Here is a 25,013-nt window from a genome sequence, read left to right on the forward strand (position 1 = left end):
ACCGATGCGGTCGTCCGAAAAACCGAAACACCTGACCGAGGATCTTCTCCAGGACCCACACCGGATCTCCGCGCTGCTGCGGGAAGAAGGCCCGGCCCGCAAGGTCCGGATGCCACGGGGCCTGGAAGCCTGGATCGTCACCGGTTATGCCGAGTCCCGCGCGATCCTCGCGGATTCCCGTGTCGGCAAGGATCCCGCGGCCATCCAGCGGCTCTTCGAACGCGACGGCTTCGAATCCGCCGGTGACAGCGCGGTCCGCGCCCTCGGCGGGCATATGCTCAACACGGACCCGCCGGATCACACGCGGCTGCGCAAACTGGTCAACCAGGCCTTCACCGCGCGCACCGTCTCCCGGCTGAGGCCGCGGATCGAGCAGATCACCGCGGAACTGCTGGACGGGATCGGCGATGCGAAGCGCGTCGACCTCCTGCCCGCTTTCGCCGTTCCGCTGCCGATCCGGGTGATCTGCGAGCTGCTCGGCGTGCACGCGGACGACCAGCCGGCGTTCGCGACGTGGTCGAACACGATGCTCGCCTGGTCGACGCCGGAGGAACTCCAAGCCGCCGCGGCGAAGATGCACGCGTATCTCGTCGACCTCATCGAGGAAAAGCGCGCGAAGCCCGCGGAAGACCTGCTTTCGGGCCTGATCCACGTCAGTGACGAAGGCGATTCGCTCTCCGGGGAGGAATTGCTGGCCATGGCGTTCCTGCTGCTGGTGGCGGGTTTCGAGACGACGGTCAACCTGATCGCGAACAGCGTGTTCGCCCTGCTGCGGGAGCCGGCGCAGCTGGCGGCGCTCCGCGCCGATCCCGCCCTGCTGCCCGGAGCGGTCGAGGAATTCCTGCGCTATGACGGCGCGATCCACCTGGCGACCATCCGGTACACCGCCGAACCCGTCCAGGTGGGCGACGTCGAGATCCCCGCGGGCGAGTTCGTGTTCGTCTCCCTGCTCGGCGCCAACCGCGACGCCGGACGCTTCCCGGATCCGGACCGGCTGGACGTCACGCGGTCGGCGACCGGGCATCTCGCGTTCGGCCACGGCATCCACTACTGCGTCGGTGCCCCGCTGGCCCGGCTGGAGGCCGAGATCGCTCTGCGTGCTCTGCTGGAGAGGTTCCCGCGGCTGAGCCTGGCCGCCGAGCCGGAAACCTTGCGGTGGCGGGAAAGCGCCCTGGTGCACGGGCTGGAGACCCTCCCTGTGCTGCTGCGCTGAACAGGGCGTGTCGTAGGGTCGCGGGATGGACGCCGCAGAACTGCTCGCCCTCGACGCGGAACACGTCTGGCATCCGTACTCACCGATGCCGGGCACGGTCGGCCCGTTGCTGGTCCGCGAGGCGAGCGGGGTGCGGCTCACCCTCGACGACGGCCGTGAGCTGGTCGACGGCATGTCGTCCTGGTGGGCGGCGATCCACGGCTACCGGAACCCGGTGCTGGACGCGGCGCTGGCCGAACAGGCCGGCCGGATGAGTCACGTCATGTTCGGCGGGCTCACCCACGAGCCGGCCATCACCCTGGCCAAGACCCTGGTGGACCTCGCCCCGGACGGGCTGCGGCACGTCTTCCTGTGCGACTCCGGTTCGGTGTCGGTCGAGGTCGCCGTGAAGATGTGCCTGCAGTACTGGCAGTCGGTGGGGCGTAAGGGAAAGCGGCGCCTGATGACCTGGCGCGGCGGCTACCACGGCGACACGTTCACGCCGATGAGCGTCTGCGACCCCGAAGGCGGGATGCATTCGCTGTGGCGGGGGATCCTGCCGGACCAGCTGTTCCTGCCCAAGCCGCCGGGCGCGTTCGACGACGAACCGGATCAGGCGTACCTCGACCTGCTCGCGGCCGAGGTCGAGCGGCACGCGGGCGAACTGGCCGCGATCATCGTCGAGCCGGTCGTGCAGGGTGCCGGCGGAATGCGGTTCCACCCGCCCGCGTACCTGCGCGCGTTGCGGGAGATCACCGAAGCCAACGGCGTCCTGCTGATCTTCGACGAGATCGCCACCGGGTTCGGCCGCACCGGCCGGATGTTCGCCGCCGAACACGCCGGGGTGACCCCCGACGTCCTCTGTCTCGGCAAGGCGCTGACGGGCGGTTACCTGACGATGGCGGCGGCACTGTGCACGCCGCGGATCGCCGACGGCATCTCACGCGGCGAACTGCCGGTGCTCGCGCACGGGCCGACGTTCATGGCGAACCCGCTGGCCTCGGCGGTGGCCAACGCCTCGCTGGGGATCTTGGCCGAAGGTGGCTGGAAGTCCGACGTCCCGAGGATCGAGGCCGCGCTGAAAGCCGGGCTCGAACCCGCTCGCGGGCTGTCCGCGGTCGCCGACGTGCGGGTGCTCGGTGCCATCGGCGTGGTGGAGCTGGACCATCCGGTGGACATGGCGGTGGCGACCGAGGTCCTCACCGCGAACGGGGTCTGGCTGCGGCCGTTCCGGAACCTGATCTACGCGATGCCGCCCTACATTTCCGGCGCCGACGACCTCACCGCGATCACTTCCGCAATGGTGGCGACCGCACAAAAAGCGTAAAAACGGCAAAATTCAGCCCAAAGAGTGTGACGGCAGCCACAGGAAACCGGGAAGGCCACGCTCGGTACAGTGCGTGATCATCGGTTGATCTTGGTCAGGCGAACGGGCGAGTCCGATCGAGAGCCGTTGTGAGCGGTTTGTCGCAAAAATCCGTTATGCTCTAGTTCTTCGGTGCGCAAGCAAACCTGAGAATCCTTTGCGTAGCGGACTTTTGCGCGCCGATCGGGTTTCCTGCCCCCATGATCGACATCGTTGGTGACGAGCACGACACCGGGCCACCGGGCCGCCGCAACCCCACATCGACCCTCCTGAAGAACCTTCGCCACGACATCCCGGCTTCGGTCGTCGTCTTCCTCGTGGCCGTCCCTCTCTCGCTCGGCGTCGCCCACGCCGCCGGAGCACCCTTGCTCGCCGGTCTCGTCTCCGCCGTCGTCGGCGGACTCGTCGCGAGCCTCTGCGGCGGTTCCGCCCTTCAGGTCAGCGGCCCTTCCGCCGCGCTGACCGTCGTCCTCGCGGAGACGATCGCCGCCTTCGGCTGGGCCGCCACCTGCGCCATCACCGCCGCGGCGGGCGTGGTCCAAATCCTGTTCGGCATCAGCCGCGTCGCCAAGGCCGCGTTGGCGATCTCGCCGGCCATCGTGCACGGCCTGCTCGCCGGAATCGGCCTGATCATCGTCCTCGGGCAGCTGCACGTCGTACTCGGCGGAGCGGCGCAGGGTTCCGCGATCGCGAACGTCCTCGCGTTGCCCGGTCAGCTCGTCGGCCACCACGACCAGGCCGCGCTGATCGGCGTGGTCACCGTCGGTGTCCTGCTGGCCTGGACCCGGATGCCGAGTTCCGTGCGCCGCGTCCCCGGCCCGCTGGCCGCCGTCGCGGTGGCCACCGGCCTTTCCGTCGCGGCGGGCATGGACCTGCCGCGCGTCGATCTCCCGAACGGCCTGCCAGGGCTGGGTTTCGTCCCCGAAGCGCCGTCCGGTTCCTGGGCGGCGATCGCCGCCGCCGTGCTCAGCATCGCGCTCATCGCCAGCCTCGAAAGCCTGCTGTCGGCCCTCGCCATCGACAAGCTGCGCGACGGGCCGCGCACCGACCTCAACCGCGAACTGATCGGGCAGGGACTGGCGAACGTCGCCGCCGGCTCGTTCGGCGGCTTCCCGGTCACCGGCGTCGTCGTGCGCACCATGACCAACTTCGAAGCGGGCGCCCGCACCCGGATGTCGACGATCCTGCACAGCGTCTGGATCCTCGGCTGCTGCCTGTTCCTGACCGACGCGCTGCGGCTGATCCCGCTCGCCGCGCTCGCCGGACTCCTCGTCTACGTCGGCGCCAAACTCGTCAACCTCACCAGCCTCCGCGAGGTCCGCCGCCACGGCGACCTGCCGGTCTACCTCGCGACCTTGACCGGTGCCGTCGCCGTCAATCTGCTCACCGGCGTCGTCGCGGGGATCGCGGTGGCGCTCGTGCTGATGCTGCGCCGGATGCTGTTCTCCGGCATCCACGTCGAACCGGACGGCGCGCGGACCCGCGTCGTCATCGAGGGCGCGCTCACTTTCCTTTCCGTGCCAAGGCTCACGACCGTCCTCGCCGGGGTCCCCGAGCGGGCGGAGGTGACGCTGGAACTCTTCGTCGACTATCTCGACCACGCCGCTTTCGACTGCCTGCGCGGCTGGCAGCGGGCACACGAGCGGGCCGGGGGAGTCGTGATCGTCGACGAGATCGGTCATCCGTGGTTCGGGCGCGGCAAGGCGGGGGTGCCGACCGTGCGGCGCGGCGTCGCGTCCCGGGTGGTGCCGCGCTGGCTCGCGCCGTGGTCGGAGTGGCAGGCGGAACATCTCGAACTGCCGGGGCAGCGCGGCGGCAGTGTCCCGTTGTGCCGCGGTGCTTCGGAGTTCCAGCGGCGGACGGCGCCGCTGCTGCGGCGGACCTGGGACGGACTGGCCGACGGGCAACGGCCGCATACGCTGTTCGTCACCTGTGGCGACGCGCGGATCGTGCCGAACCTGATCACCACCAGCGGTCCGGGGGATCTGTTCACCGTGCGGAACATCGGAAACCTCGTCCCGCACGCCAGTACCGAAGCGGATTTCTCGGTGGGGGCGGCGATCGAGTACGCCGTCGGGCTGTTGCGGGTGCGGGAAGTGGTGGTGTGCGGGCATTCCGGCTGCGGTGCGATGAAGGCGCTGCTCGGGGACGCGCCCACCGGGTTCGTGCGGCTGGGTGGCTGGCTGCGTCACGGCGAACAAACGTTGCGGCGCAGGGAAAGCGAAGGGCCGGTGCTGCTCGACGGCGCGCGTCCCGACCGCGAGACCGATCAGCTCGCCCTGCACAACGTGGTGCAGCAACTGGAGAATCTGCGCTCGTACCCGGTCGTCGACGCGGCGCTGGCGCGCGGTGAACTCCGGCTCACCGGGATGTACTTCGACGTCGGGAAGGCGAGCGTGTACCTGCTCGACGCGGCACACCGGTCGTTCACGTCGGCTGCTTCGCCGGTGAGTTCGTAAGTACGTGAAGGCCCTCTTCACTGCGTTGGACGCAGTGAAGAGGGCCTTCACGCAGTCGAGGGTGTGGATCCCAGCACGTGAGAGCCATGAGGTCGTTCGAAACGTCGAAGTCATCTCGAAGTAACAATGCAGCTCGAAAGTGGGCCATGCCACCCTTCTGCGGGACGATATTCACTCGATCAGGTGGTGCAAAGCGGACAAATCACCAGTTTCCTGGTGATCATGCTGGCCACGTCAAAAAAGTTCCAACCTCGCGCCGTGCTTCGGCACGACCTGCCCGCATCGCTGGTGGTGTTCCTCGTCGCGGTCCCGCTCTCGCTGGGGATCGCGCTCGCTTCAGGGGCGCCGATCGTCGCGGGGCTGATCGCCGCCGTCGTCGGCGGTGTGGTCGCCGGCGCGCTCGGCGGCTCCGCGCTCCAGGTCAGTGGTCCGGCCGCCGGACTGACGGTGATCATGGCGGAAACGATCGCGACCTTCGGGTGGGCGACCACCTGCGCCATCACCGTCGCCGCCGGCGGGCTGCAGATCCTGCTCGGGCTGAGCCGGATCGCCCGCGCGGCGCTCGCGATCTCGCCCGCCATCGTGCACGGCATGCTCGCCGGAATCGGTGTCACCATCGTCCTCGGTCAGCTCCACGTCGTGCTGGGCGGCTCGGCGCAGAGCTCCGCGCTCGCGAACATCGCCGAACTGCCCGCGCAGATCGTCGGCCACCACGACACCGCCGCCCTGATCGGTGTCCTCACCATCGGTATCCTGCTGCTGTGGCCGCGGCTGCCCGAGTCCGTCCGGAAGATCCCCGGGCCGCTGGCCGCCATCGCGGTCGTGACCGTGCTGTCCGTGACCACCGGGATGACCCTGCCCCGCGTCGAACTGCCTGGAGACCTGCTCTCCATCCGCTTCGCTCCCCAACTGCCGGACGGCGGCTGGGGCGCGTTCGCCGTCGCGGTCGTCACCATCGCGCTGATCGCCAGCGTGGAAAGCCTGCTCTCGGCCGTCGCGGTCGACAAGATGCACACCGGGCCGCGGTCGAACCTCGACCGCGAACTGATCGGCCAGGGTGCCGCGAACATGACCTCGGGCGCGCTGGGCGGTCTCCCCGTCACCGGCGTGATCGTCCGCAGCTCGACCAACGTCGCCGCCGGTGCCCGCACCCGAGTGTCCGCGATCCTGCACGGCGTCTGGATCCTGGTGTTCGTCGCCGCGTTCGCCGGGCTGATCCAGAACATCCCGCTCGCGGCACTGGCCGGACTGCTCGTCCACGTCGGCGCGAAGCTGGTCAACCCCGGCCACATGAAGATGGTCCTCAAACACGGTGACCTGGGCCTGTACCTGGTGACGCTCGCCGGTGTCGTCGTCTTCGACCTGCTCACCGGTGTGCTGCTCGGCATCGCGTTGTCCGTGCTGCTGATGCTGCGCCGCACGGTGTGGTCCGGGATCCACGCCGAACGCGACGGTGACGAGTGGCGTGTCGTCGTCGAAGGCGTCCTGACGTTCCTTTCGGTGCCGAGGCTCAGCCGGGTGCTCGCGACCGTGCCCAACGGCGCGAAGGTCACCCTGGAGCTTGTCGTCGACTACCTCGATCACGCCGCCTTCGAAAGCCTTTCGAACTGGCAGCAGGGACACGAGCGCGCGGGCGGCGAAGTGCTCGTCGACGAAATCGGGCATCCGTGGTTCGCCAACGGCAAGTCCGGCGATCCCACGTTGTCCAGGACGGCCGCGGTGCGTTCGGTGCCCCGGTTCCTCGCACCGTGGTCGGACTGGCAGGCCAAGGACGTCGAGGTGCCCGGCCAGCGCGGCGGCCCGACCCTGCGCGGCGCGACCGAGTTCCAGCGGCGCACCGCCGCGCTCATGCAGCCCGCGCTCAGCAAGCTGGCAGGCGGTCAGTCGCCGCACACCCTGTTCATCACCTGCGGTGACGCGCGGATCGTGCCGAACATGATCACCACGAGTGGTCCCGGCGACCTGTTCACCGTCCGCAACATCGGGAACCTGGTGCCCGCCCGCCAGGCCGATCCGTCGATGGGTGCCACCGTCGAGTTCGCCGTCGGCGTGCTGAAGGTGCGCGAAATCGTGGTCTGCGGGCACTCCGGCTGCGGCGCGATGCAGGCGCTGGCCACCGGCGCCCCCGACGGCACGCCGATGCTGACCTCCTGGCTGCGGCACGCCGAGCCGAGCGCCAAGCGCGAGGTCTCGGTGACCCTCGACGGTGAGCGTCCCGACGCCGAGGTCAACCGGCTGGCCCTGCAGAACGTGCTGCAGCAGCTGGACCATCTGCGTGACTACCCGCTGATCGCCGAGGCGGAGGCACGGGGCGACCTGCACCTGACCGGCATGTACTTCGACGTCGGCGCCGCCCAGGTCTACCTGTCGGACGACGGCGGGCCGTCGTTCTCACCCGTCGGCGCCGTCGCCGCTTCGGGGAGCTAGCGGAGCCGTTCAGCACGGCTCGATCCGGACCCACTAAGTTCTCGGTACGTGAGCATGCTGGTCATGACCGGCACCGGTACGGGTGTCGGCAAGACGATCTCAACCGCCGCCATCGCCGCACTGGCCGCCGGTCAAGGCCAGCGTGTCGCCGTACTGAAACCGGCCCAGACCGGGGTGGGCCCGGACGAACCCGGCGACCTCGCCGACGTCACCCGCCTCGCCGGTCCGGTCACCACCCGCGAGCTGCTGCGATATCCGGATCCGTTGTCGCCGGAAGCGGCCGCGCGGCTGTCCGGGCTGCCGACGCTTTCCCCGAGCGAGATCGCCGCCGCCGCGAGCGAGCTCGACGGCGACCACGACCTCACCCTCATCGAGGGCGCGGGCGGTCTGCTGGTCCGGTTCGACGCCGACGGCGCCACGCTGGCCGACGTCGCCTGGTCGCTCGGCGCGCTGGTCATCATCGTGGCCGAGGCCGGGCTGGGCACGCTCAACGCGACCGCGCTGACCGCCGAGGTCGCGACCAAACGCGGGCTCACCGTGGCCGGGGTGATCGTCGGTGCCTGGCCCGACGAGCCCGACCTGGCGGCGGTGTCGAATCTCGAGGACCTGCCGGTCGCCGCCGGTGCCCCGCTGCTGGGCGTGCTGCCCGCCGGGATGGGCACCGCCGAGCCCGCGGAATTCACCGCGCTGGCCAAGGCGGGTCTCTCGCCGTGGTTCGGCGGGGAATTCGACCCCGAACGCTTCGCCGGCCGCGCGTCGGCGCAGAAGTGACCTGCGTCGCTGTGTGCGAGGCGTCCGGTCGTGCACGATGATGTGCCTTTGCTTTGCCGCCCCACCTCGAACAGGAGCCGCCTCGTGACCACAGCCCCGGAGACCGTCGACATCCTCGCCGTGGCGCGTGACCAGGTCCTCGAGCGTGGCGTCGGGCTCAGCGAGGAGCAGATCCTCGAAGTGCTGCGGCTCGACGACGACCACCTGACCGATCTGCTGGCGCTGGCCCACGAGGTCCGGATGCGCTGGTGCGGCCCCGAGGTCGAGGTCGAGGGCATCATCAGCCTCAAAACCGGCGGCTGCCCCGAGGACTGCCACTTCTGCTCGCAGTCCGGCCGGTTCCCGACGCCGGTGCGTTCGGCGTGGCTGGACATCCCCGGCCTGGTCAAGGCCGCCCGCCAGACCGCCGAGACCGGCGCGACCGAATTCTGCATCGTCGCCGCCGTCCGCGGCCCCGACAAGCGGCTGCTCTCGCAGGTCCGCGAAGGGATCAAGGCGATCCGCGAGGACGGCAACGACATCCAGATCGCCTGTTCGCTCGGCATGCTCACCCAGGAGCAGGTCGACGAACTCGTCGAGATGGGGGTGCACCGCTACAACCACAACCTGGAGACCGCGCGCTCGCATTTCGCGAACGTCGTCACCACGCACACGTGGGAAGAGCGCTGGGAGACCCTGCGCATGATCCGCGAGGCGGGCATGGAGGTCTGCTGCGGCGGCATCATCGGCATGGGAGAGAGCATCGAGCAGCGCGCCGAGTTCGCCGCGCAGCTGGCCGAGCTGAACCCCGACGAGTGCACGATGAACTTCCTCATCCCGCAGCCGGGTACGCCGTACGAGGGCTACGAGGTCGTCGAAGGCAAGGACGCGCTGCGCACCGTGGCCGCGTTCCGGCTGGCGATGCCGCGGCCGCTGCTGCGGTTCTCCGGCGGCCGGGAGCTGACCTTCGGCGATCTGGGCACCAAGCAGGGCATGCTCGGCGGGATCAACGCGATCATCGTCGGCAATTACCTGACCAACCTCGGCCGCCCGGCCACCGCGGATCTGGAGATGCTCGAAGAGCTGAAGATGCCGGTGAAGGCGATCAGTGACGTCCTCTGACCGACCGGCGTTCTGCGTCCATTGTGGACAACCGTCCGAGGACGGTGCCGAACATCCCGCTTGCCACAACCCGAGAACCGCACTCGAACCGCCGCGCTACTGCACCTTCTGCGCGCGGCGGATGGTCGTCCAGATCACCCCGGTGGGCTGGACCGCGCGGTGCAGCCGGCACGGCGAACTCGCGGGCTGACTCGCTCCGCGTTCAGTCCTCTGAACGCGGTACTTGCGCGTGCAACTACCGCACTTAGAGGACTGAACGCGGGAGTTGGGTGCGACTCGGCGCCGGGTTGCGTGCGCTGGGGCCGTCATTGGTTACGCTCTGCACAAGCAGCGTGAGGGAGGGGTCCGGGTTGGGCGAGACGTCGGGCAAACCGGCACACCTGTCTTCCAGCGTGTCCGACCCCTGGTCGGTCCCCATGCTGCCGAGGCCGCGGCGTCCGTACCCCAAGGTCGTCGTCAAGGCCGATCTGCTGCCCGCGGTCAGCGTGCTGTCCACGGCCGGGCTGCTCGGCTTCCCGCTGGCGTGGCTGTGGTCTCGGCTCGCGCCGCCGCAGCGCATGCGGGTGGTCAACGCCGAAGGCGGCCTCACGCCGCTGGAACTGGAGAGCTGGCACCGCTTCGACGACCTCGCCATCTACGGTTTCCTCGCGCTCGGCGCCGGGCTGCTGATCGGCGTCGTGACCTGGCTCCTGCGGGAGCGCCGCGGTCCGGTCGTGCTGATCGCCGCGACCGGGGGCGCGACCCTCGCGGGCTGGCTGGGCACGACGATGGGCGTCTCGTTCGCCAACGGCCGCTACGAGATCGCAGCGGCACCCGCCGTGGGCGACGTCATCATGAAGGCGCCGCAGATCGAATCACCGTGGATCATGCTCGCCGCGCCGCTGATGACCACGCTGGCCTACACGCTGCTGACCGCGTGGAACGGCCGGGAAGACCTGGGTCGTCGCCTCGGCTGACGTTTTTCCTCTAGGGTGGGCCGGGACTTCTCTAGGGGGCTTTTCTTGACTGACGACATCGAGGTTTCCCGGCACAACGCCGTCCGGTTCCCGGGTATCAGCCCGCGGGCCTACGAACACCCCGTCGACCGCGGGGCGCTGGCCACCCTGCGCGCGGTACCCGGATTCGCGCAGGTCGTGAAGGCGATTTCGGGTTTCTACAGCGAACGCGGTGAGCGGCTCATGGCGCTGGCGTCCGCGATCCGGGTCGGCCCGAAGCAGTATCCGGAACTGGACAAGCTGCGCAACGAATGCGCCGAAACGCTCGACCTCGACCGCGTGCCGAACCTGTTCGTCGCCCGCAGCCCCGAGGTCAACGCGCAGACCATCGGCATGGACGAGCCGTTCATCGTGCTCAACACCGCGATGGTCGAGTCGATGGACCTCGCGTCGCTGCGGTTCGTGATCGGGCACGAGATGGGGCACGTCCTGTCCGGGCACGCGGTGTACCGCACGATCATGCTCCGGCTGATCGGCCTGCAGATGTCGATGTCGTGGACGCCGGTGAGCGCCATCGGCATCCGCGTCGTCATCGCCGCGCTGCGCGAGTGGTACCGCAAGGCCGAACTGTCCTGCGACCGCGCCGGGCTGCTGTGCTCGCAGGACCCGACCGCCGCGCTGCGGTCGCAGATCCTGGTGGCGGGCGGCATCGACCCGTCGAAGATCGACATCCCGGCGTTCCTGCAGCAGGCGTCGGAGTACGAGTCGGTCGACGACATCCGCGACAGCTACCTGAAGCTGCGCTACGTCGAGACGATGTCGCATCCGCTGGCCGTCGTGCGCGCCGCGCAACTGCAGAAGTGGGCCGCTTCGGAGGAGTACCGGGCGATCCTGGCCGGCGAGTACCCGCGCCGCGACGAGGACGCGCCGTCCTCCAACTGGACCGACGACCTGAAGTCGGCCGCGAAGTCGTACAAGGACTCTTGGAACAGCTCGGCCGACCCGCTGACGAAGGTGTTCAGCGACGTCGGCGAGGCGGTTTCCGGGGCGGCGGGCAAGGTGTGGAGCAAGTTCGGCGGCGGGAACGGGTCGGAAGAGGGCTCTGAAGGGGCTTCGAAGGCCGATAAGTAGGGTCTCGCGCCGTGCAATGAAAGGCCCCTTCATCGCAAAATTTGCGATGAAGGGGCCTTTCATTGCACTTGAGGGCCTCAGTTCAGGTTCGAAGGACGCGAGAACTCGCCCAGTTCCCCCGGCGGCATCGGCACCGCGCCAAGGGTGTTCAGGAACCCGGCCTCGCGCGTCAGCAGGCGGCACGCGATCCGCAGTCGCCGCAGCGGATTGGTCTCCTCCAGCAGGCGCTGCCGGTCCTCCAGCGGGAGCAGGCAGTCCGCGGTGAGCCGATAGGCGAGCGCGCCGATGTCGCCGTCCTCGGGCGGAGTGGTCCAGTCATCGGCGTGCCAGGCGGATTCGCAGTAGCGCCGGTGCGCGGCCTTGGCGACGTCGGCGAGCCTGGTCACGGTGTCACCGTGCACCGTCGAGACCCGGTCGTCGGGCACCCATTCGACCGAGCCGATCAGGTACGGCGCGGAAACGCGGTCGATCTCCAGCAGCCGGAACCGGCGCCGCGCGGTGGTGACGACGTCGAATCTGCCGTCCGGCAGCCGTTTCGCCTCCCGCAACACCGTGCTGCAGCCGATCCCGTGGACGTGCTCGGTTCCGCTGACTTCCCGGTTCATCGTCGTGCGCAGGGCGATGACCCCGAATTCGCGGTCCGGGATGACGTCACCGACGAGATCCGTCATCAGTTGCCGGTACCGCGGTTCGAAGATGTGCAGTGGAAGGTGTGTTCCAGGCAGAAGCACGGTCTGTAGCGGGAACAGCGGCAAGATCGCCTTCCCGGTGGACTCCTCGCTCGGCTCGGTCACCCGTTCAAGGTACGGGGACAGCGAGGACTTCGCAGGACGGTCACTTCCGGACAGGTGGGCGGAACACCGCGAACGGGTCGGTGATCTGCATCCCCTTGCCCGCGAAGGAGAACAGTGCCGCCGGACGACCACCGCTGCGGCCCGGCGGCGCGGTGCGCCCGGTGGGGACGAGCAACCCGCGCCGGGACAACACACGCTGCAGATTCGTCGCGGACACCCGGTAACCCAGCGCAGCCGAGTACAGCCCCCGTAACGCCGATACGGTGAACTCTTCCGGGGCGAGCGCGAACCCGAGATTCGTGTAGCAGAGCTTCGAACGGAGCCGGTCCCGCGCGCGCAGCACGATGGACTCGTGGTCGAACGCCGTTCGAGGCAGCTCGGAGACGTCGTGCCATTCGGTGTCTTCCGGGATCTCGGGGTCCACATCGGACGGCACGAGGCCGAGGAACGCCGTCGCCACCACGCGCGGGCCCGGCACCCGGTCCGGCGCGCTGAACACCGCCAGCTGCTCCACATGCTTCAGCTGCCGGACGTCGACCTTCTCGGCGAGCTGCCGCCGGATGGACGCCTCGACGTCCTCGTCGGGCCGCAGCCTGCCGCCGGGAAGGGACCAGCGGCCCAGATGCGGATCGAGCGCGCGCCGCCACAGCAGGACCCGGAGTGTGTCCGAGCGCACTTGCAGGACCGCTCCCAAAACCTCGTGGGCGAGGGGGGTCTGGGTGTTAAGATGACTTCGCACGGTTTTCGATTGTAAGGCGAAAACCGGGAGTGGACAAATCGGTCCGGAGGGCCAGAACGATGACGAGCACGCTGCAGAACGACCTGACCCCGTACGGTGGCGTCGTCGCCGACGCCGCATGGGCGGAGGAGGTGCGGAGCCTCGCTCGCAAGCGCGACGCCGTCCTGCTCGCGCACAACTACCAGGTCCCCGAGATCCAGGACATCGCCGATTTCACCGGCGATTCCCTCGCGCTCAGCCGTATCGCGGCGAGCAGCGACGCGTCCACCATCGTCTTCTGCGGCGTGCACTTCATGGCCGAGACGGCGAAGATCCTGGCGCCCGAGAAGACGGTCCTGATCCCGGACGCGCGGGCGGGCTGCTCGCTCGCGGACTCGATCACCGGCGAGCAGCTGCGCGCCTGGAAGGCCGAGCACCCCGGCGCCGTCGTCGTTTCGTACGTGAACACCACGGCCGAGGTCAAGGCGGAGACCGACATCTGCTGCACGTCGTCGAACGCCGTCGACGTGGTCGCTTCGATCCCCGCTGACCAGGAGGTGCTGTTCCTGCCGGACCAGTTCCTCGGCGCGCACGTCAAGCGCGTGACCGGTCGCGAGAACATGCACATCTGGGCCGGGGAATGCCACGTGCACGCGGGCATCAACGGTGCCGAACTGGCCGAGCGGGCCGCGGAAGACCCCGACGCCGACCTGTTCATCCACCCGGAGTGCGGCTGCGCGACCTCGGCGCTGTACCTGGCGGGAGAGGGTGCTGTCGCCCCGGAGCGGGTCAAGATCCTCTCCACCGGCGACATGGTCCACGCCGCTCGTGACACCAAGGCGAAGTCGGTCCTCGTGGCCACCGAGATCGGCATGATCCACCAGCTGCGCAAGGCCGCGCCGGAGATCGACTTCCGCGCGGTGAACGACCGGGCGTCCTGCCGGTACATGAAGATGATCACGCCCGCCGCCCTGCTGCGGTCGCTGCGCGAGGGCGCCGACGAGGTTCACGTCGACGTCGAGACCGCCGCCCGCGCCCGCGCTTCCGTGCGGCGCATGATCGAGATCGGTCAGCCTGGCGGCGGAGAATGACCGGCCCGGTTACCGCCCTTCAGGCGAAAACCAACCCCGTGTGGGAGGCCGCCGCCGATCTCGTGGTGATCGGCAGCGGGGTCGCCGGGCTCACCGCCGCGTTGCGCGCGCGGGAGCTCGGGCTGCATGTCCTGGTGGTCACCAAGGCCGCGGTTTCCGAGGGGAACACCCGTTGGGCGCAGGGCGGGATCGCGGTCGTGCTGGAGGGTGAGCACGAGCGAGGCGACTCCGTCGGCAAGCACGCCGCGGACACGCTCACCGCCGGCGCCGGGCTTTGTGACGAGGACGCCGTCCGCTCGATCATCGCCGGTGGCCCGGCCGCGGTGGCCAGGCTGCGGGCGGAGGGCGCCCGGTTCGACCCGGCCGTCGAAGGCCGCGACGAATTGGCGCGCACGCGGGAAGGCGGGCACAGCGCGTTCCGCGTCATCCACGCCGGAGGTGACGCGACCGGGGCCGAGGTCGAACGCACACTGGTCGCGAAGGCCGGTGACCGGCGGATCCCGGTGCTGGAGCACCACATCGCCGTCGACGCGATCCGCACCCCCGCCGGTGAGGTGGTCGGCTTGACCGTCTTGGACCGCAACGGTGTTCCCGGCGTCGTCCGGGCACCGGCGGTACTGCTGGCCAGCGGCGGGCTGGGGCAGCTCTACCAGGCTACGTCGAATCCGGAGATCGCCACGGGGGACGGGCTCGCGCTCGCGTTGCGCGCGGGAGCGCAGCTCGCGGACGTCGAGTTCGTCCAGTTCCACCCGACGGTCCTGTTCACCCCCGGCGCGCGCGGCCGCCTTCCGCTGGTCACCGAGGCGGTGCGTGGCGAGGGCGCGACCCTGCACGACGCGACGGGCGCTTCGGTCATGCGCGGCGTGCATCCGCTCGGGGATCTCGCGCCGCGGGACGTCGTGTCGGCGGCGATCACCCGCCGGATGGTGCAGGCGCCCGGCGGCGTCGACGATCACGTTTTCCTTGACGCCACTGGGATCGCGGGCTTCGCGAAGCGGTTCCCCACCGTGTACTCGGCGTGCGCGGCGATCGGCCTCGATCCCGTGAAGGACCCGATCCCGGTCACCCCCGCCGCGCATTTCGCCTGCGGTGGTGTGGTGACCACTGTGGACGGACGGTCCGGCGTCCGCGGCCTCTACGCGGCGGGTGAGGTCGCGAGGACCGGTCTGCACGGCGCGAACCGCTTGGCGTCCAACAGTTTGCTCGAAGGCCTCGTGGTCGGGCAGCGGGTGGCCGAGGCGGTCGCCATCGATCTCGCCGCCGGACTGCTGGGCGACCCGCGCCGCGGTGTGCTCACGGCGCCGCCGACGGTCGCGGTGGCCGACCGCGACGCGCTGCAGCGGGCGATGAGCCGGTACGCGGCCATCGGCCGGGACGCCGACGGCCTCGCGGTCGTCGGTTCGGTGCTGGATCTTTCGGTCGTCGAGAGTCCCTTGTGGACTCCCCGGATCGTCGAGGACGCGGCACTCACCTTGGTGGCGGAGGCGTTGGTCGCGGCGGCGGCGCGGCGGACGGAGTCCCGCGGCTGCCACGTGCGGACCGATTTCCCCGAACGCGACGAGGTCACCTGGCAACGCGGTCAGCTCATCCGGCTCAGCCCGTCGGGCCAGCCGGTGCTGGCCGATCCGATCGCTTTGGAGGGTGTGGCATGAGTGAATTCTCCCCATGGGTCGTCAAGGCGCTGGCCGACCACGGCCTCGACGTCCCCGACGTGCACCGCGTCGTCACGACGGCCTTGACCGAGGACCTGCGGTACGGGCCCGACGCGACGACGAACGCCACGGTGCCCGAATCCGCCACCACGCTGGCCGAACTCACGCCGAGGACGGCGGGCGTGGTCGCCGGGATCCCGGTGGCGCTGGCGGTGTTCGACCTCGTCCTCGGTTCCGGACTGGAGGTCATGGCCGCCCGCGACGACGGTGACCGGCTGACCGCCGGGGAGCAGGCGCTGGTCGTGCGCGGTCCGGTGCGTGGCCTGCTCACCGCCGAACGCACCGCGCTGAACTTGTTGTGCCACCTGTCCGGCATCGCCACCGCGACCGCCGCCTGGGTGTCCGAAGTGGACGGTACCGGCTGTCGGATCCGGGACTCCCGCAAGACCTTGCCCGGACTGCGGCTGCTGGAGAAGTACGCCGTCCGCGCGGGCGGCGGGGTGAACCACCGGCTAGGCCTCGGTGACGCGGTACTCATCAAGGACAACCACGTCGTCGCCGCCGGTTCGGTGACCGCGGCGCTCACCGCGGCCCGTGAGCACGCGCCCGAACTGCACTGCGAGGTCGAGGTCGACGACCTGGCCCAGCTGGAGGAGGCACTCGCCGCCGGCGCCGACGAGGTGCTGCTCGACAACTTCACGCCGGGGGAATGCGCGAAGGCCGTCGACAGGCGCGACGAAGTCTCGCCGAAGACCCGGCTGGAATCTTCCGGCGGATTGCGGCTGGACGTCGCGCGGGCCTACGCGGAGTCCGGGGTGGACTTCCTCGCGGTCGGAGCACTCACCCATTCCTCGCCCGCGCTCGACCTCGGGATGGACCTGCGCTGACCTGGAGCACTAGAATTTCCTTGTGTGACAAGGGAATTCTGGAGGAATGGTGGGCTTTGCCGGTAAAAGTGCCGTCGCGGGAAGCGTCGCTTTCGTGGCACTGCTCGGCGCACCCGTCCCGGCGACCGCGGTCGCCGAGCAGTGCGCGAACCCGACGGGCACTTACACCGCCGCCGTTCCGTGGGGACAACGGCTGATCGACCCCGCGCGGATCTGGCCGCTTTCGCGTGGCGCCGGCCAGCTGGTCGCGGTGATCGGCACCGGTGTGGACGGCGGCAACCGCCAGTTCGCCCCCGGTCAGCTCGTCGGCGGCCAAGGCACCGGGACCGACGACTGCGACGGCCGGGGCACGATCGCCGCCGGGATCGTCGGCGCGCAACCGGATCCGTCCACGACGTTCGCCGGGATCGCGCCCGGGGTGAAGCTCCTGCCGCTCCGCTACACGCAGGTGAACGGGGGTGGCGATCCAGGCCAGCTCGCTTCCGCCATCGAAACCGCGCTGAACCGCGGGGCCGGGATCATCCTGATCGCCGTCCCGGCCGCTTCGGACAGCCCCGCACTGACCGGCGCGGTGTCGCGCGCCAGGGAGAAAGGCGCGCTGATCGTCTCTCCCGCCGCGGGCACGCAGCAGGGCCAGACGTCCTATCCGACCGCGACACGCGGCGTCCTCGCGGTGGGTTCGACCAACCAGGCAGGCGAGGCGGTGCAGACGGAGTCCGGCTCCTATCTGGGGATTTCCGCGCCCGGCGCCGAGCTGGTCAGCACGTCGGCCGGCGCGGGCGGGACCGTGGCGCACCGGTGGCCGGTGAGCGATCCCAGCCTGGCCGCCGCGCACGTCGCGGGTGTCGCGGCGCTCGTGCGCGCGTATCACCCCGAGTTGTCGCCGGAGCAGGTCGTCGCCCGGCTGACCCTGACCGCGCACCGCGGCCCGAGCGGCGGGCACGATCCGCGCCGGGGTTGGGGTTCGATCGACGCCTACGCCGCCGTGTCCGCCGTCATCCCGGCCGGTACGCCGGGGCCGGGAGGACCGCCGAATGTCGCTCCGGAGACCGTCGTCGTTCCCGCTGCCGCCCCCGCTCGCGGAGGCACGGACAAGGTTTCCGGGGTACTCGCCATCGCCGGGGTGGCCGCCGCCGTCGCGGCGGGCGTGGTGGTGGCGGCGGTCCGGCGCGGCAAACGCCGGGGCTGGCGGCCTTCGCGGTTTCGTGCCTCGTGAGCGGCAGCGGCGTACTGGGGGACACCACTGCCGCTCACGAGGTCTTTCGCGACCCCCGGGGTTCTAGGGGACGGGTACGCAGGCTGTCGAGCCTACGATGGCCACGCCGTCGCCGACGCGGGAGACGTGCACGTTGAAGTCGGCGCCGTCGCGGCTGAACTGGGCGATCAGCTCACGCGGATTGCTGCGGTCGCGCGTCCGCCAGCCCTGACCTTCCAGCATGGGCAGGACGACGTCGACGAGTTTGCGGACCGCGTCGGAGGCGTCGTCGACGCGAAGGCCGTATTGGCGGCAGAAAAGGCGGCCCGGCTGGGTCGGATCGCAGTCCAGTTCGCCGTCCACGGTGCGCTCCGCGCTGGTACCGAAGGTGCCCGCCACGCCGTCGATGACCGCTGTCAGATCCTCGGCCAGCCGGTCGAGTTCGGTGTTCCCGGTGATCATGCCCCACCCCTCACAGGCCTCGGCCCACGCCTTCGACGGCCATCTCGCGCAGCGAGCCGCCGGTGAAGCCCTCGTGCGTGACCGGTCCGCCCGTGAGCACACCGTAGACGTTGTTCCAGGAATCCGAACCCGGTTTCAGCACCCCGCTGTGGGAATCGAAGCCCCACTGCAGAGCGCCGTTCGCGTCCCGGCCGGTTTCCAGTTCGACGACGCCGGGGAAGCGGTCGGGATCCGCTCCGTGCCCGGCGCCGAGCCATTCGATCAGTCCCGCGTTGCCCTGCGCGACCACGATCGGATCGAGGGGAGCCGTCATGGAGTACCGCTGGACCCCGGCCTGGCTCGCCGGGAGGTCGTCCGGGCTCCAGATCCCGTGGCCCATCCCCGCGGATTCGACGTGCAGCACCTGGTCGGCCCTGAGCCCGAGTTGCTCCGCGAGTCCCACGGTGGCGCCGCCGTAGCTGTGCCCGATGGCGGTGACGACGACGCCGGGACCGGCGTGGCTGTCGATCTGCCCGCGCAGTTCGTCGCCGAAGGCTTTGAGTTCGGGGGCCATCGTCTGGGCGTAATGCGCGGCCGGTCCTTCGGTGATGACGTTCTGGGGGAAGACGCCGTCGGCCCAGACCACCATCGCGGTCCGGCCCGTGGCGTCCGCGGCGACCAGGCTCTTGCCGAGGTCGGCGTAGCTCTGGAAGTTACCGAACGAGGTGTTGACGCCGGGGACGAACAGGCCGACGTTGCGGGTGCCCGGCTCGATCCTGCCGACCAGTTCGGCGATACGCCCGTTGCCCGCCGAGTCGAACCGCAGGATCTGCCGGTCGTTGGCGAGGATGTCTTCGTACAGCGCGATCCTGGTGCGCGCGTTCGCGATGTCGTCGGCTTTTCCGCCGTGCGCCAAGAGGTTCGCGAGCCTGTCGCGTTCCGCCGTCAGCGCGTCGGAGACCTTGACGCGGTTCCGGGCGATCGCCGTCGCCCACTGCCCGGTGTCGGCCGAGCCACCGATGCCCGCCGGATTTCCGGCCTTGGGCAACGGGTTCTCCGGCATCAGCGCCCGGTAGGAGGCGGCGATCTGGACGTCGGCGCGCCGATAGCCGCCCGCCGCCGCGGTGAGTCCCTGGTGGATCACCGTCGCCTTGGTGAGCTGCCCGTCCAGTTTGCCCGCGACGTCCTTGATCGTCTTGGTGAACGTCGCCGAAGCCGCGTTGGACGCCGAAACCCGGCCGAACGCGGCGGCGGGAACGTTCTCACCCGCCAGCGCGGTCTGCGCGGTCTTGAGCACGCCCGCGCGCTGTTCGAGCTCGGCCGCCGCCGCTTCGAGCCTGGCGGGGGCGACCCGGTATCCGCCCGCACTGGATGCCATCACCGAGCCGCCTCTCCTGCCCTCAAAGGAATCAGTACTGTTCGGGTTCTTCGCCGAGCACGGCCGGAGCGACCGGGGCCGACTGGCCCCAGACGTTCTCGGTCTCCACGAGCCACGGCGGGATCCGCCGTCCGGAGCCGAGGTCGCCGCCCGCGCCCATGCCCATCGGCATCATGGGCATCATCGGCATCGCGCCCTTGGCCGCCGCCGCGCCCGCGGCGCCGGCGGCTCCGCCGGCCAAACCGCTCATCGCGCTGCCCGCGCCGCCATCGCCTGCCAGCCCGGAGAACGCGGCCGGTACCTCGCCGGGACCGGAGAACCCACCGCCGCCGGCACCGATCGCGCCACCGTCCAGCGACGGCGCGCCACCACCGCCGATCGGGATGCCGCCCCCGGCACCGCCCGCGGTCACTCCCGCGCCGGCGCCGGCGCCCGCACCGGCGCCTCCGCCGACGACCTCGCCGTCTTTCTTGTCCTCTTTGGGATTCTTGCCGGTCGCCCAGCCGGGTACGCGCGGCATGATCGAGCCGAACCGGCCGAACGCGGCGGCCGAGGCCGCCGCGAGACCGGCGGTGAACATGTCACCGAACAACGGGTTCGACTTGATGGGCTGGCCGGGCTGCCCCGTGCCAGGCTGCCCCGTGGCGGGTGGTGTCGAGCCGTCCGACGGCAGCGGATGCGTGTTGTCACCCGGCACGAGACCGACACCGGCACCGGGAGTTCCGCCGATGTCGTTGCCGACGGCGCCGCCAGGGGCGGTGCCGCCACCGGTGACCGGGGGCGTGGACACGGCGTTCGGCGAGGCCGGAATGGACTCCTCGGTCGCGGTGTATTCGCCCGCGAGCTGGGTCATCACCACGATCGCCTTGCTGTGCGCCGCGCTGGCCGCCCCCGCGGCCTGCTGCTGGGCCTCGACGTTCGCGATCGCCTGCTGCCGCTGTTGCGCGGCGTTGACGATCGTCGCCGGTGACGAATCCGGGGGCAGCAGCGGCGGATTGACCGCGAGCGCGACGTCGGCCGGGGAAACGTCCGGCACCGCGACCGGCGCCGGCATTTCCTTCTTGGCCTTCACCAGCGCGTCCGCCGCGTCCTCGAGAAGGTTGTTCATCGCGAGCGCGGTCTGGGCGACCTTGCGGATTCCGCCGACCAGATCGGTGATCATCGTGTGGTACTTGTCGGCGGCGCCACCGGTCCAGCTGCCGGAGAAGTCCTTGAGCTCGCCGGTGAGGTTCTCGGCCTGTTCGAACAGATTGGAACCCGTCGACTGCCATTTGTGGGCCGCGTGACGTGCCGTGTTGGGATCGCCCGCCTGCAGCATCGCGTAGAGCTGCTGATGGGAGTAGGCGGCGAAGTTCGTGTGCGCGGTGCCGGTCATCCCTTGTTCCCCCCGCCGTGAGAGCCGCCGGTGCCACCGAGGACCCCGCCGAGGACGTTGAGCAGCGGATCCAGCAGCCCGGTCTGCTGGCCGGCGTGGTTCATATCAACCGCCACCGACTCGTCGGCGGCCGCGTAACCGTCGGCGACGGTCGTGGTGACCTCCTGGGCGAAGGTGATCGCGCCCTTGACCTGATCCAGCAGGCCCTGCATCTCGGCGACCGCCGCCTGATGCGCCTTGGTGAGGGAGCCCGCCTCCCCGAACTCGCCGAACAACAGCGGCTGTTCGCTCAGGGTCAGCAGGAAGTCGTTCGGCTTGGACATCGCGTGGATCTGGGTCTCCAGTTCCCGCACGAAGTCCTTCAGAGATTCCAAATGGACGTAGTACGACTGGTCTTGCATTGATCCCGGCTCTCTCGTGATCGGCCATGCCATCGAAGGACGACTACGCGCGAAGCCGGCCGGCCGGTGCCGAGGGGGGTGAAAGCACCGGCCGGCCGACGGATGGGGATCAGCCGGCGAACAGACCCTGGTTGCGGTTCTCCAGGCTGTGCTGGAGATCGTGGGCGTCGCCGACCTTGCCACCGAACTGCGCGATGATCGCCACGATGTCCGCGGTGGCCTGACGCAGGCGGGTTTCGGACGCGCGGGCCGCCTCACCGGCGGAGCTGCCGGAGGCGTACCAGGTCTGGGTGATCGGCTGCAGGTTCGTGTGCAGCTGTTCGAGCTGTGAGGTGAGCGCCTTGGCCTTGGCGGCCAGCGAGGCCGAGCTGTGCTGCAGCGCGGCGAAGTTGATTTCGACGACGTCAGCCATGATTGGTGGTCCTCTCGCGGATCAGGGGTTCAGCCGGTGGATCACGGTCTGGTCGACGGTTCCGCTGACCCCGGTCAGGCTTTCCCGGACCTGCTCGTCACCCGAGTTGTAGTTCCGGTTGCTCTCGTGGACAAGGCGCGACATCGTGTTGAGCTCGTTCACGGCGACGGTCATCTTCTCCTGCAGACGGCGCTGCAGATCCCAGAACGCGACCGCCTGGTCACCCTTGTAGTTGTGCAGGGTCTGGGTCAGCTCGCTCTCCAAGCTGGCCATGGTGGTCTTGGCGTTCGACGCGGTTTCCTCGAACCCCTGGACGGCGCGCGCCATCGCAGCTGCGTCTGCCTGATATCCCGTACCGGTCATTGATGGGCCACCTCCTCTCATCTCGCTGGAAATCCCGGTGAGCACCAGGGCGCCCCTGTCTGCTCTTGTGAAGGACACGCTAGAAAAGAGGGGAGTGTGGTCAAACGGCACAACTGCCGGTCGGGGTGACGGCACTATTACCCACAGGTCGGCGGTAGGGCTTTCCCCACCCCCGATCCGGGGGAGTACGCCAGTGTCTCCGGAAGGGGTCACCGGCACCCTCGAATCCATGGTGGACAAGGGATCCAGGACAGTACCGCATCGGCCGCTGATGATCTTGGCGGCGGCGATGGCGGTACTCGGGGTGATCGCGCTCGGCGGTCTCGTTTTCGACGATCGCAGCCTCGTCGACGCGCCCATCTGGCTCAAGCCGCTCAAGTTCACGATTTCCGTGGGCCTCTACGCGGTGACACTGGCCTGGCTGATCGGGCAGCTGACCCGCGGTCGCCGGATCGGCTGGTGGCTCGGCACGGTGTTCGCGGTCGGCCTCGGAATGGACATGGCGTTGCTGTGCTGGCAGATCATCGTCCGCGGCCGGACACTGCACTTCAACCGGGCGACGCCGACCGACCAATGGATCAACAACATGGTCGCGAACGGCGCCTTCACCGGATGGGCGGCGACCGCGGCGATCGCGATTCTCCTGCTGTTCCAGCGTCTTCCCGACCGGGCGATGAACTCCGCGTTACGCGCGGGTGCCGCGTTGTCGGTGGCGGGCATCGGGATCGCGTTGCTGATGTTCACCCCGAACGAGCAGCAGAAGGCTCAGTTCCGGGCGGGAGAGCGGCCGTCGATCGTCGGTGCCCACGCGGTCGGGGTACCCGATGGCGGGCCAGGGCTGCCGGTGGTCGGCTGGAGCACCGTGGGCGGGGACCTGCGGATCCCGCATTTCTTCGGGATCCACGCGATCCAGGTGCTGCCTCTGGTCGCTTTCGGACTTCTCATGCTCGCCAGGAGGCATCCGGTGCTCGAATCGGACTTCGTGCGGCGGAACCTGGTGCGGACCGCGTCCGTGGGCTTCGCCGGGCTGCTGGCGCTGCTCACCTGGCAGGCGCAGCGAGGGCAGTCCATCGTGCATCCCGACTTCTGGACCCTGGTCGCGGGCACCGGGATCGTCATCGTCGTGGCGGCCGGTTCGATGCTTTCGCTCCGGGCGCGGCCGCCGCTGCACCAGCCGGCGTGATCTTCACCGTACCTCCACGAAATCCACTCGGGACTTCCATCGGGATCCGATAGCTTTCGGGGGAATGAAGGGGGTATGCGTGCACAAGACACGGACTTACAGGCGAATTTCGGGCAGCCGCGCGGGCGTCCTGCTCACCGCCGCGGCGGTGCTGACCGGTGGGGTGGCGTGCTCCTCGGCTTCGCCCGAAGCGACCAGCGCGGCGGCTGATTCAGCGGCGCCCGAGGTGTTCGGCCCGGCGGGATACCGCGGCCTCACCCTGGGAATGGCCAAGGACGCCGCACTGGCGGGCGGAAAACTCGCTTCGGCACCGACGTCCACTTTGGATGGTTGCGTCGACTTCTCCTACACCGGAGGCCCGGCACCCGACCCGGCGCGGATGAAGGCGGAGGCCGATGTCGAGGCCAAGGCCAAGGAGCTGAACAAGAAGGCCGACGAGGCGCAGGCGAATCCGGACGCCAAGCCGGGCTCGTCCGCGGCGGACAGTGCCAAGGCCGCGGAGAAGGACGCAGCGGACGCCAAGCTGTACGCCGACGCCGCGATGGCTTCGGCGGATCTCGCGACCAAGCGGGAAGAACGCGACAAGGCGTTCGCCGCCGCCGGGGGTGCGTCGTTCGGCAAGGACGGGTTGCGCGAACTCGCGGCTCCTTCGGATGCCAAGACGGCCGAAGGGATCGGCGCCGGTTCGTCGTTGAACGAACTGAAGACCGCTTACGACGCCAAGGGGATGAAGGCGGGCGACAACGGCCGGTTCCAGGTGCCTGTCGACGGGAAACCTGACTGGGTCTACGAGTTCACCGTCAACGGTGACAAGGTCGGCTCGGTGTCGATGGTCAGTCCGAAGTCGAAGTGCGCCTGAATTTCCTGCGCGAGGAAAGGGCCGTTCGTTCCTGAACGGCCCTTTCCCGGGTTTTCGGACTCGTTCGTCTTAGACTCCCGCGGTGGTGCGGATCCAGCTGCGGCTGGCCGCGACGCTGGCGTAGTTCTGGGTGCCCTGCGGGTTCGTGCCGGAGTTGCTGCCGGTCGAGCAGACGCCGACCTGGACCCCGCCCGAGAGCTGCGGGCCGCCCGAGTCGCCGTGCCACGCCGAACCGTTGACGCCGACGCTCGCGATGGCCTGACCGCCGTAGGCGTCGCTGCTGGTTCCGGTGATGCGGACGTTGGCCGTCTTCAGGACGCTCGACGGCGGGTTGGTGCCCTGCGTGCGGCCCCAGCCGTAGATCTGGTTGGTGGTGCCGGTCGCCGGGTTGGCGGTGCCGAGCTTCATGTACGTCGTGTTGACCGCCGTCTTGAGATGCAGCAACGCGATGTCGCCGCTCGGGGCGGCCTTCTGCTGGTCGACGTCGGCCGCGGTGCCCTGGCCCAGGTTCACGTTCCCGACCTTGACGTGCATGCCGGGCTTGTTGAGGCAGTGCTTCGCGGTGAGGACCCACTGCGGGGCGATTATGGTGCCGGAGCAGTTGAAACCGCCGAACGCGGTGGCGTCGTCCCAGTAGATCTGGGCGCCCCACGGCGCGGAACTCACGGTGCCGCCGCCGATGATGTCCTGGCCCGCGTTCGCGGCAGGGGTCACGGCAAGGGTCAAGGCCGCGGCGGCACCGGCCACCGCTGCGACAATCTTGGACATACGCATGAATACGCCCTTCGGCCTGCTTCGGGGAGCTCGTTTCGACTTGAAACGGTTTCACCAAGTTAGGCGGCGGTAAGGGTTTTTGTAACCTACCGAAGTCGGTAACCGGAG

At 69.6% G+C, this 25,013-nt stretch carries 24 protein-coding genes; 15 read left to right on the forward strand and 9 right to left on the reverse strand.

Translation table 11 applies throughout. The features are described 5' to 3' along the window. Nucleotides 1-4 precede the first annotated feature (4 nt). The 9 genes from AVL48_RS12590 (at nucleotide 5) to AVL48_RS12630 (ending at nucleotide 11,382) form a co-directional block, all read left to right on the forward strand. A complete protein-coding gene (locus AVL48_RS12590) occupies nucleotides 5-1,213 on the forward strand; it encodes a cytochrome P450 family protein (protein WP_061983154.1) in 1,209 nt (402 codons plus the stop codon). A 25-nt stretch (nucleotides 1,214-1,238) separates the two neighbouring features. Then, the gene (locus tag AVL48_RS12595) at nucleotides 1,239-2,519 is read left to right on the forward strand and encodes an adenosylmethionine--8-amino-7-oxononanoate transaminase (RefSeq protein ID WP_061983155.1); all 1,281 of its coding nucleotides are present in this window, start codon (nucleotides 1,239-1,241) and stop codon (nucleotides 2,517-2,519) included. A gap of 239 nt (nucleotides 2,520-2,758) precedes the next feature. After that, on the forward strand, nucleotides 2,759-5,017 hold the full coding sequence (locus AVL48_RS12600) for a bifunctional SulP family inorganic anion transporter/carbonic anhydrase (protein ID WP_061983156.1): 2,259 nt from the start codon (nucleotides 2,759-2,761) through the stop codon (nucleotides 5,015-5,017). Nucleotides 5,018-5,239: 222 nt separating this feature from the next. Then, complete coding sequence (locus AVL48_RS12605) at nucleotides 5,240-7,444, forward strand: bifunctional SulP family inorganic anion transporter/carbonic anhydrase (protein ID WP_061983338.1); 2,205 nt, start codon at nucleotides 5,240-5,242, stop codon at nucleotides 7,442-7,444. Nucleotides 7,445-7,498: 54 nt separating this feature from the next. Next, the gene (bioD, locus tag AVL48_RS12610; protein WP_177242360.1) at nucleotides 7,499-8,215 is read left to right on the forward strand and encodes a dethiobiotin synthase; all 717 of its coding nucleotides are present in this window, start codon (nucleotides 7,499-7,501) and stop codon (nucleotides 8,213-8,215) included. Between the two features lie 84 nt (nucleotides 8,216-8,299). Then, the gene (bioB, locus tag AVL48_RS12615; RefSeq protein WP_061983158.1) at nucleotides 8,300-9,316 is read left to right on the forward strand and encodes a biotin synthase BioB; all 1,017 of its coding nucleotides are present in this window, start codon (nucleotides 8,300-8,302) and stop codon (nucleotides 9,314-9,316) included. After that, nucleotides 9,303-9,506, forward strand: a complete 204-nt coding sequence (gene bsaP, locus AVL48_RS12620) for a biotin synthase auxiliary protein BsaP (protein WP_061983159.1) — start codon at nucleotides 9,303-9,305, stop codon at nucleotides 9,504-9,506. Before bioB ends, bsaP begins: the two co-directional genes overlap by 14 nt. A 160-nt stretch (nucleotides 9,507-9,666) precedes the next feature. Beyond that, nucleotides 9,667-10,272, forward strand: a complete 606-nt coding sequence (locus tag AVL48_RS12625; protein WP_061983160.1) for a DUF2567 domain-containing protein — start codon at nucleotides 9,667-9,669, stop codon at nucleotides 10,270-10,272. Between the two features lie 45 nt (nucleotides 10,273-10,317). Continuing rightward, entirely contained in the window at nucleotides 10,318-11,382 is a 1,065-nt protein-coding gene (locus AVL48_RS12630) for a M48 family metallopeptidase (RefSeq protein ID WP_061983161.1), read from the forward strand. Between the two features lie 77 nt (nucleotides 11,383-11,459). Here the strand turns inward: AVL48_RS12630 and AVL48_RS12635 are convergent, their stop codons facing one another. Then, a complete protein-coding gene (locus AVL48_RS12635) occupies nucleotides 11,460-12,176 on the reverse strand; it encodes an LON peptidase substrate-binding domain-containing protein (RefSeq protein ID WP_061983162.1) in 717 nt (238 codons plus the stop codon). Nucleotides 12,177-12,216: 40 nt separating this feature from the next. Further along, nucleotides 12,217-12,852 (reverse strand): NUDIX hydrolase, encoded by a 636-nt coding sequence (locus AVL48_RS12640; protein WP_061983163.1) that lies wholly within the window; start codon nucleotides 12,850-12,852, stop codon nucleotides 12,217-12,219. A gap of 122 nt (nucleotides 12,853-12,974) precedes the next feature. Here AVL48_RS12640 and nadA point away from each other — a divergent pair, with 122 nt between their 5' ends. The 4 genes from nadA to AVL48_RS12660 are packed head-to-tail and all read left to right on the forward strand — an operon-like array spanning nucleotide 12,975 to nucleotide 17,740. Beyond that, on the forward strand, nucleotides 12,975-13,985 hold the full coding sequence (gene nadA / locus AVL48_RS12645) for a quinolinate synthase NadA (RefSeq protein WP_061983164.1): 1,011 nt from the start codon (nucleotides 12,975-12,977) through the stop codon (nucleotides 13,983-13,985). Beyond that, nucleotides 13,982-15,637 carry an L-aspartate oxidase gene (locus AVL48_RS12650; protein ID WP_074038085.1) on the forward strand — a complete coding sequence of 552 codons (1,656 nt, stop codon included), beginning with the start codon at nucleotides 13,982-13,984 and terminating at the stop codon, nucleotides 15,635-15,637. Before nadA ends, AVL48_RS12650 begins: the two co-directional genes overlap by 4 nt. Continuing rightward, nucleotides 15,634-16,524, forward strand: a complete 891-nt coding sequence (gene nadC / locus AVL48_RS12655) for a carboxylating nicotinate-nucleotide diphosphorylase (RefSeq protein WP_061983165.1) — start codon at nucleotides 15,634-15,636, stop codon at nucleotides 16,522-16,524. The genes AVL48_RS12650 and nadC overlap by 4 nt, the downstream gene beginning before the upstream one ends. A gap of 46 nt (nucleotides 16,525-16,570) precedes the next feature. After that, the gene (locus AVL48_RS12660) at nucleotides 16,571-17,740 is read left to right on the forward strand and encodes a S8 family serine peptidase (RefSeq protein WP_061983166.1); all 1,170 of its coding nucleotides are present in this window, start codon (nucleotides 16,571-16,573) and stop codon (nucleotides 17,738-17,740) included. Between the two features lie 63 nt (nucleotides 17,741-17,803). Here the strand turns inward: AVL48_RS12660 and AVL48_RS12665 are convergent, their stop codons facing one another. The 6 genes from AVL48_RS12665 to AVL48_RS12690 all read right to left on the reverse strand — a co-directional run bounded on the left by AVL48_RS12665 (nucleotide 17,804) and on the right by AVL48_RS12690 (nucleotide 22,089). Then, nucleotides 17,804-18,181, reverse strand: coding sequence for a hypothetical protein (locus AVL48_RS12665; protein ID WP_061983167.1), 378 nt, complete (start codon nucleotides 18,179-18,181; stop codon nucleotides 17,804-17,806). A 10-nt stretch (nucleotides 18,182-18,191) separates the two neighbouring features. After that, nucleotides 18,192-19,538: an alpha/beta hydrolase gene (locus tag AVL48_RS12670; RefSeq protein ID WP_061983168.1), complete on the reverse strand. Its 1,347-nt coding sequence runs from the start codon at nucleotides 19,536-19,538 to the stop codon at nucleotides 18,192-18,194. Between the two features lie 31 nt (nucleotides 19,539-19,569). Then, the gene (locus AVL48_RS12675) at nucleotides 19,570-20,913 is read right to left on the reverse strand and encodes a WXG100 family type VII secretion target (protein WP_061983169.1); all 1,344 of its coding nucleotides are present in this window, start codon (nucleotides 20,911-20,913) and stop codon (nucleotides 19,570-19,572) included. Beyond that, on the reverse strand, nucleotides 20,910-21,314 hold the full coding sequence (locus AVL48_RS12680) for a hypothetical protein (protein ID WP_061983170.1): 405 nt from the start codon (nucleotides 21,312-21,314) through the stop codon (nucleotides 20,910-20,912). The genes AVL48_RS12675 and AVL48_RS12680 overlap by 4 nt, the downstream gene beginning before the upstream one ends. 109 nt (nucleotides 21,315-21,423) lie before the next feature. Next, complete coding sequence (locus AVL48_RS12685) at nucleotides 21,424-21,726, reverse strand: hypothetical protein (protein WP_005155348.1); 303 nt, start codon at nucleotides 21,724-21,726, stop codon at nucleotides 21,424-21,426. 21 nt (nucleotides 21,727-21,747) lie between these two features. Then, complete coding sequence (locus AVL48_RS12690) at nucleotides 21,748-22,089, reverse strand: WXG100 family type VII secretion target (RefSeq protein ID WP_074038084.1); 342 nt, start codon at nucleotides 22,087-22,089, stop codon at nucleotides 21,748-21,750. 229 nt (nucleotides 22,090-22,318) lie between these two features. On the opposite strand from AVL48_RS12690, the gene AVL48_RS12695 reads away from it, so the two are divergent. Together AVL48_RS12695 and AVL48_RS12700 are read left to right on the forward strand one after the other, a co-directional pair. Beyond that, nucleotides 22,319-23,272 (forward strand): hypothetical protein, encoded by a 954-nt coding sequence (locus AVL48_RS12695; RefSeq protein ID WP_061983340.1) that lies wholly within the window; start codon nucleotides 22,319-22,321, stop codon nucleotides 23,270-23,272. A 79-nt stretch (nucleotides 23,273-23,351) separates the two neighbouring features. Next, a complete protein-coding gene (locus AVL48_RS12700) occupies nucleotides 23,352-24,131 on the forward strand; it encodes a hypothetical protein (RefSeq protein WP_244162315.1) in 780 nt (259 codons plus the stop codon). Between the two features lie 69 nt (nucleotides 24,132-24,200). On the opposite strand, the gene AVL48_RS12705 is transcribed toward AVL48_RS12700, so the two are convergent. Further along, nucleotides 24,201-24,899 carry a S1 family peptidase gene (locus AVL48_RS12705; RefSeq protein WP_061983172.1) on the reverse strand — a complete coding sequence of 233 codons (699 nt, stop codon included), beginning with the start codon at nucleotides 24,897-24,899 and terminating at the stop codon, nucleotides 24,201-24,203. Nucleotides 24,900-25,013 lie beyond the last annotated feature (114 nt).

Source organism: Amycolatopsis regifaucium (assembly GCF_001613935.1).
Taxonomy (GTDB): Bacteria; Actinomycetota; Actinomycetes; order Mycobacteriales; family Pseudonocardiaceae; genus Amycolatopsis; species Amycolatopsis regifaucium.

Bases quoted from the DNA above. Each gene is read 5' to 3' on its own strand.
- AVL48_RS12590 (WP_061983154.1), top strand. From the start codon at position 5: ATGCGGTCGTCCGAAAAACCGAAACACCTGACCGAGGATCTTCTCCAG.
- AVL48_RS12595 (WP_061983155.1), top strand. From the start codon at position 1,239: ATGGACGCCGCAGAACTGCTCGCCCTCGACGCGGAACACGTCTGGCAT.
- AVL48_RS12600 (WP_061983156.1), top strand. From the start codon at position 2,759: ATGATCGACATCGTTGGTGACGAGCACGACACCGGGCCACCGGGCCGC.
- AVL48_RS12605 (WP_061983338.1), top strand. From the start codon at position 5,240: ATGCTGGCCACGTCAAAAAAGTTCCAACCTCGCGCCGTGCTTCGGCAC.
- bioD (WP_177242360.1), top strand. From the start codon at position 7,499: ATGCTGGTCATGACCGGCACCGGTACGGGTGTCGGCAAGACGATCTCA.
- nadA (WP_061983164.1), top strand. From the start codon at position 12,975: ATGACGAGCACGCTGCAGAACGACCTGACCCCGTACGGTGGCGTCGTC.
- AVL48_RS12650 (WP_074038085.1), top strand. From the start codon at position 13,982: ATGACCGGCCCGGTTACCGCCCTTCAGGCGAAAACCAACCCCGTGTGG.
- nadC (WP_061983165.1), top strand. From the start codon at position 15,634: ATGAGTGAATTCTCCCCATGGGTCGTCAAGGCGCTGGCCGACCACGGC.
- AVL48_RS12660 (WP_061983166.1), top strand. From the start codon at position 16,571: ATGGTGGGCTTTGCCGGTAAAAGTGCCGTCGCGGGAAGCGTCGCTTTC.
- AVL48_RS12665 (WP_061983167.1), bottom strand. From the start codon at position 18,181: ATGATCACCGGGAACACCGAACTCGACCGGCTGGCCGAGGATCTGACA.
- AVL48_RS12670 (WP_061983168.1), bottom strand. From the start codon at position 19,538: ATGGCATCCAGTGCGGGCGGATACCGGGTCGCCCCCGCCAGGCTCGAA.
- AVL48_RS12675 (WP_061983169.1), bottom strand. From the start codon at position 20,913: ATGACCGGCACCGCGCACACGAACTTCGCCGCCTACTCCCATCAGCAG.
- AVL48_RS12680 (WP_061983170.1), bottom strand. From the start codon at position 21,314: ATGCAAGACCAGTCGTACTACGTCCATTTGGAATCTCTGAAGGACTTC.
- AVL48_RS12685 (WP_005155348.1), bottom strand. From the start codon at position 21,726: ATGGCTGACGTCGTCGAAATCAACTTCGCCGCGCTGCAGCACAGCTCG.
- AVL48_RS12690 (WP_074038084.1), bottom strand. From the start codon at position 22,089: ATGACCGGTACGGGATATCAGGCAGACGCAGCTGCGATGGCGCGCGCC.
- AVL48_RS12695 (WP_061983340.1), top strand. From the start codon at position 22,319: ATGGTGGACAAGGGATCCAGGACAGTACCGCATCGGCCGCTGATGATC.
- AVL48_RS12705 (WP_061983172.1), bottom strand. From the start codon at position 24,899: ATGTCCAAGATTGTCGCAGCGGTGGCCGGTGCCGCCGCGGCCTTGACC.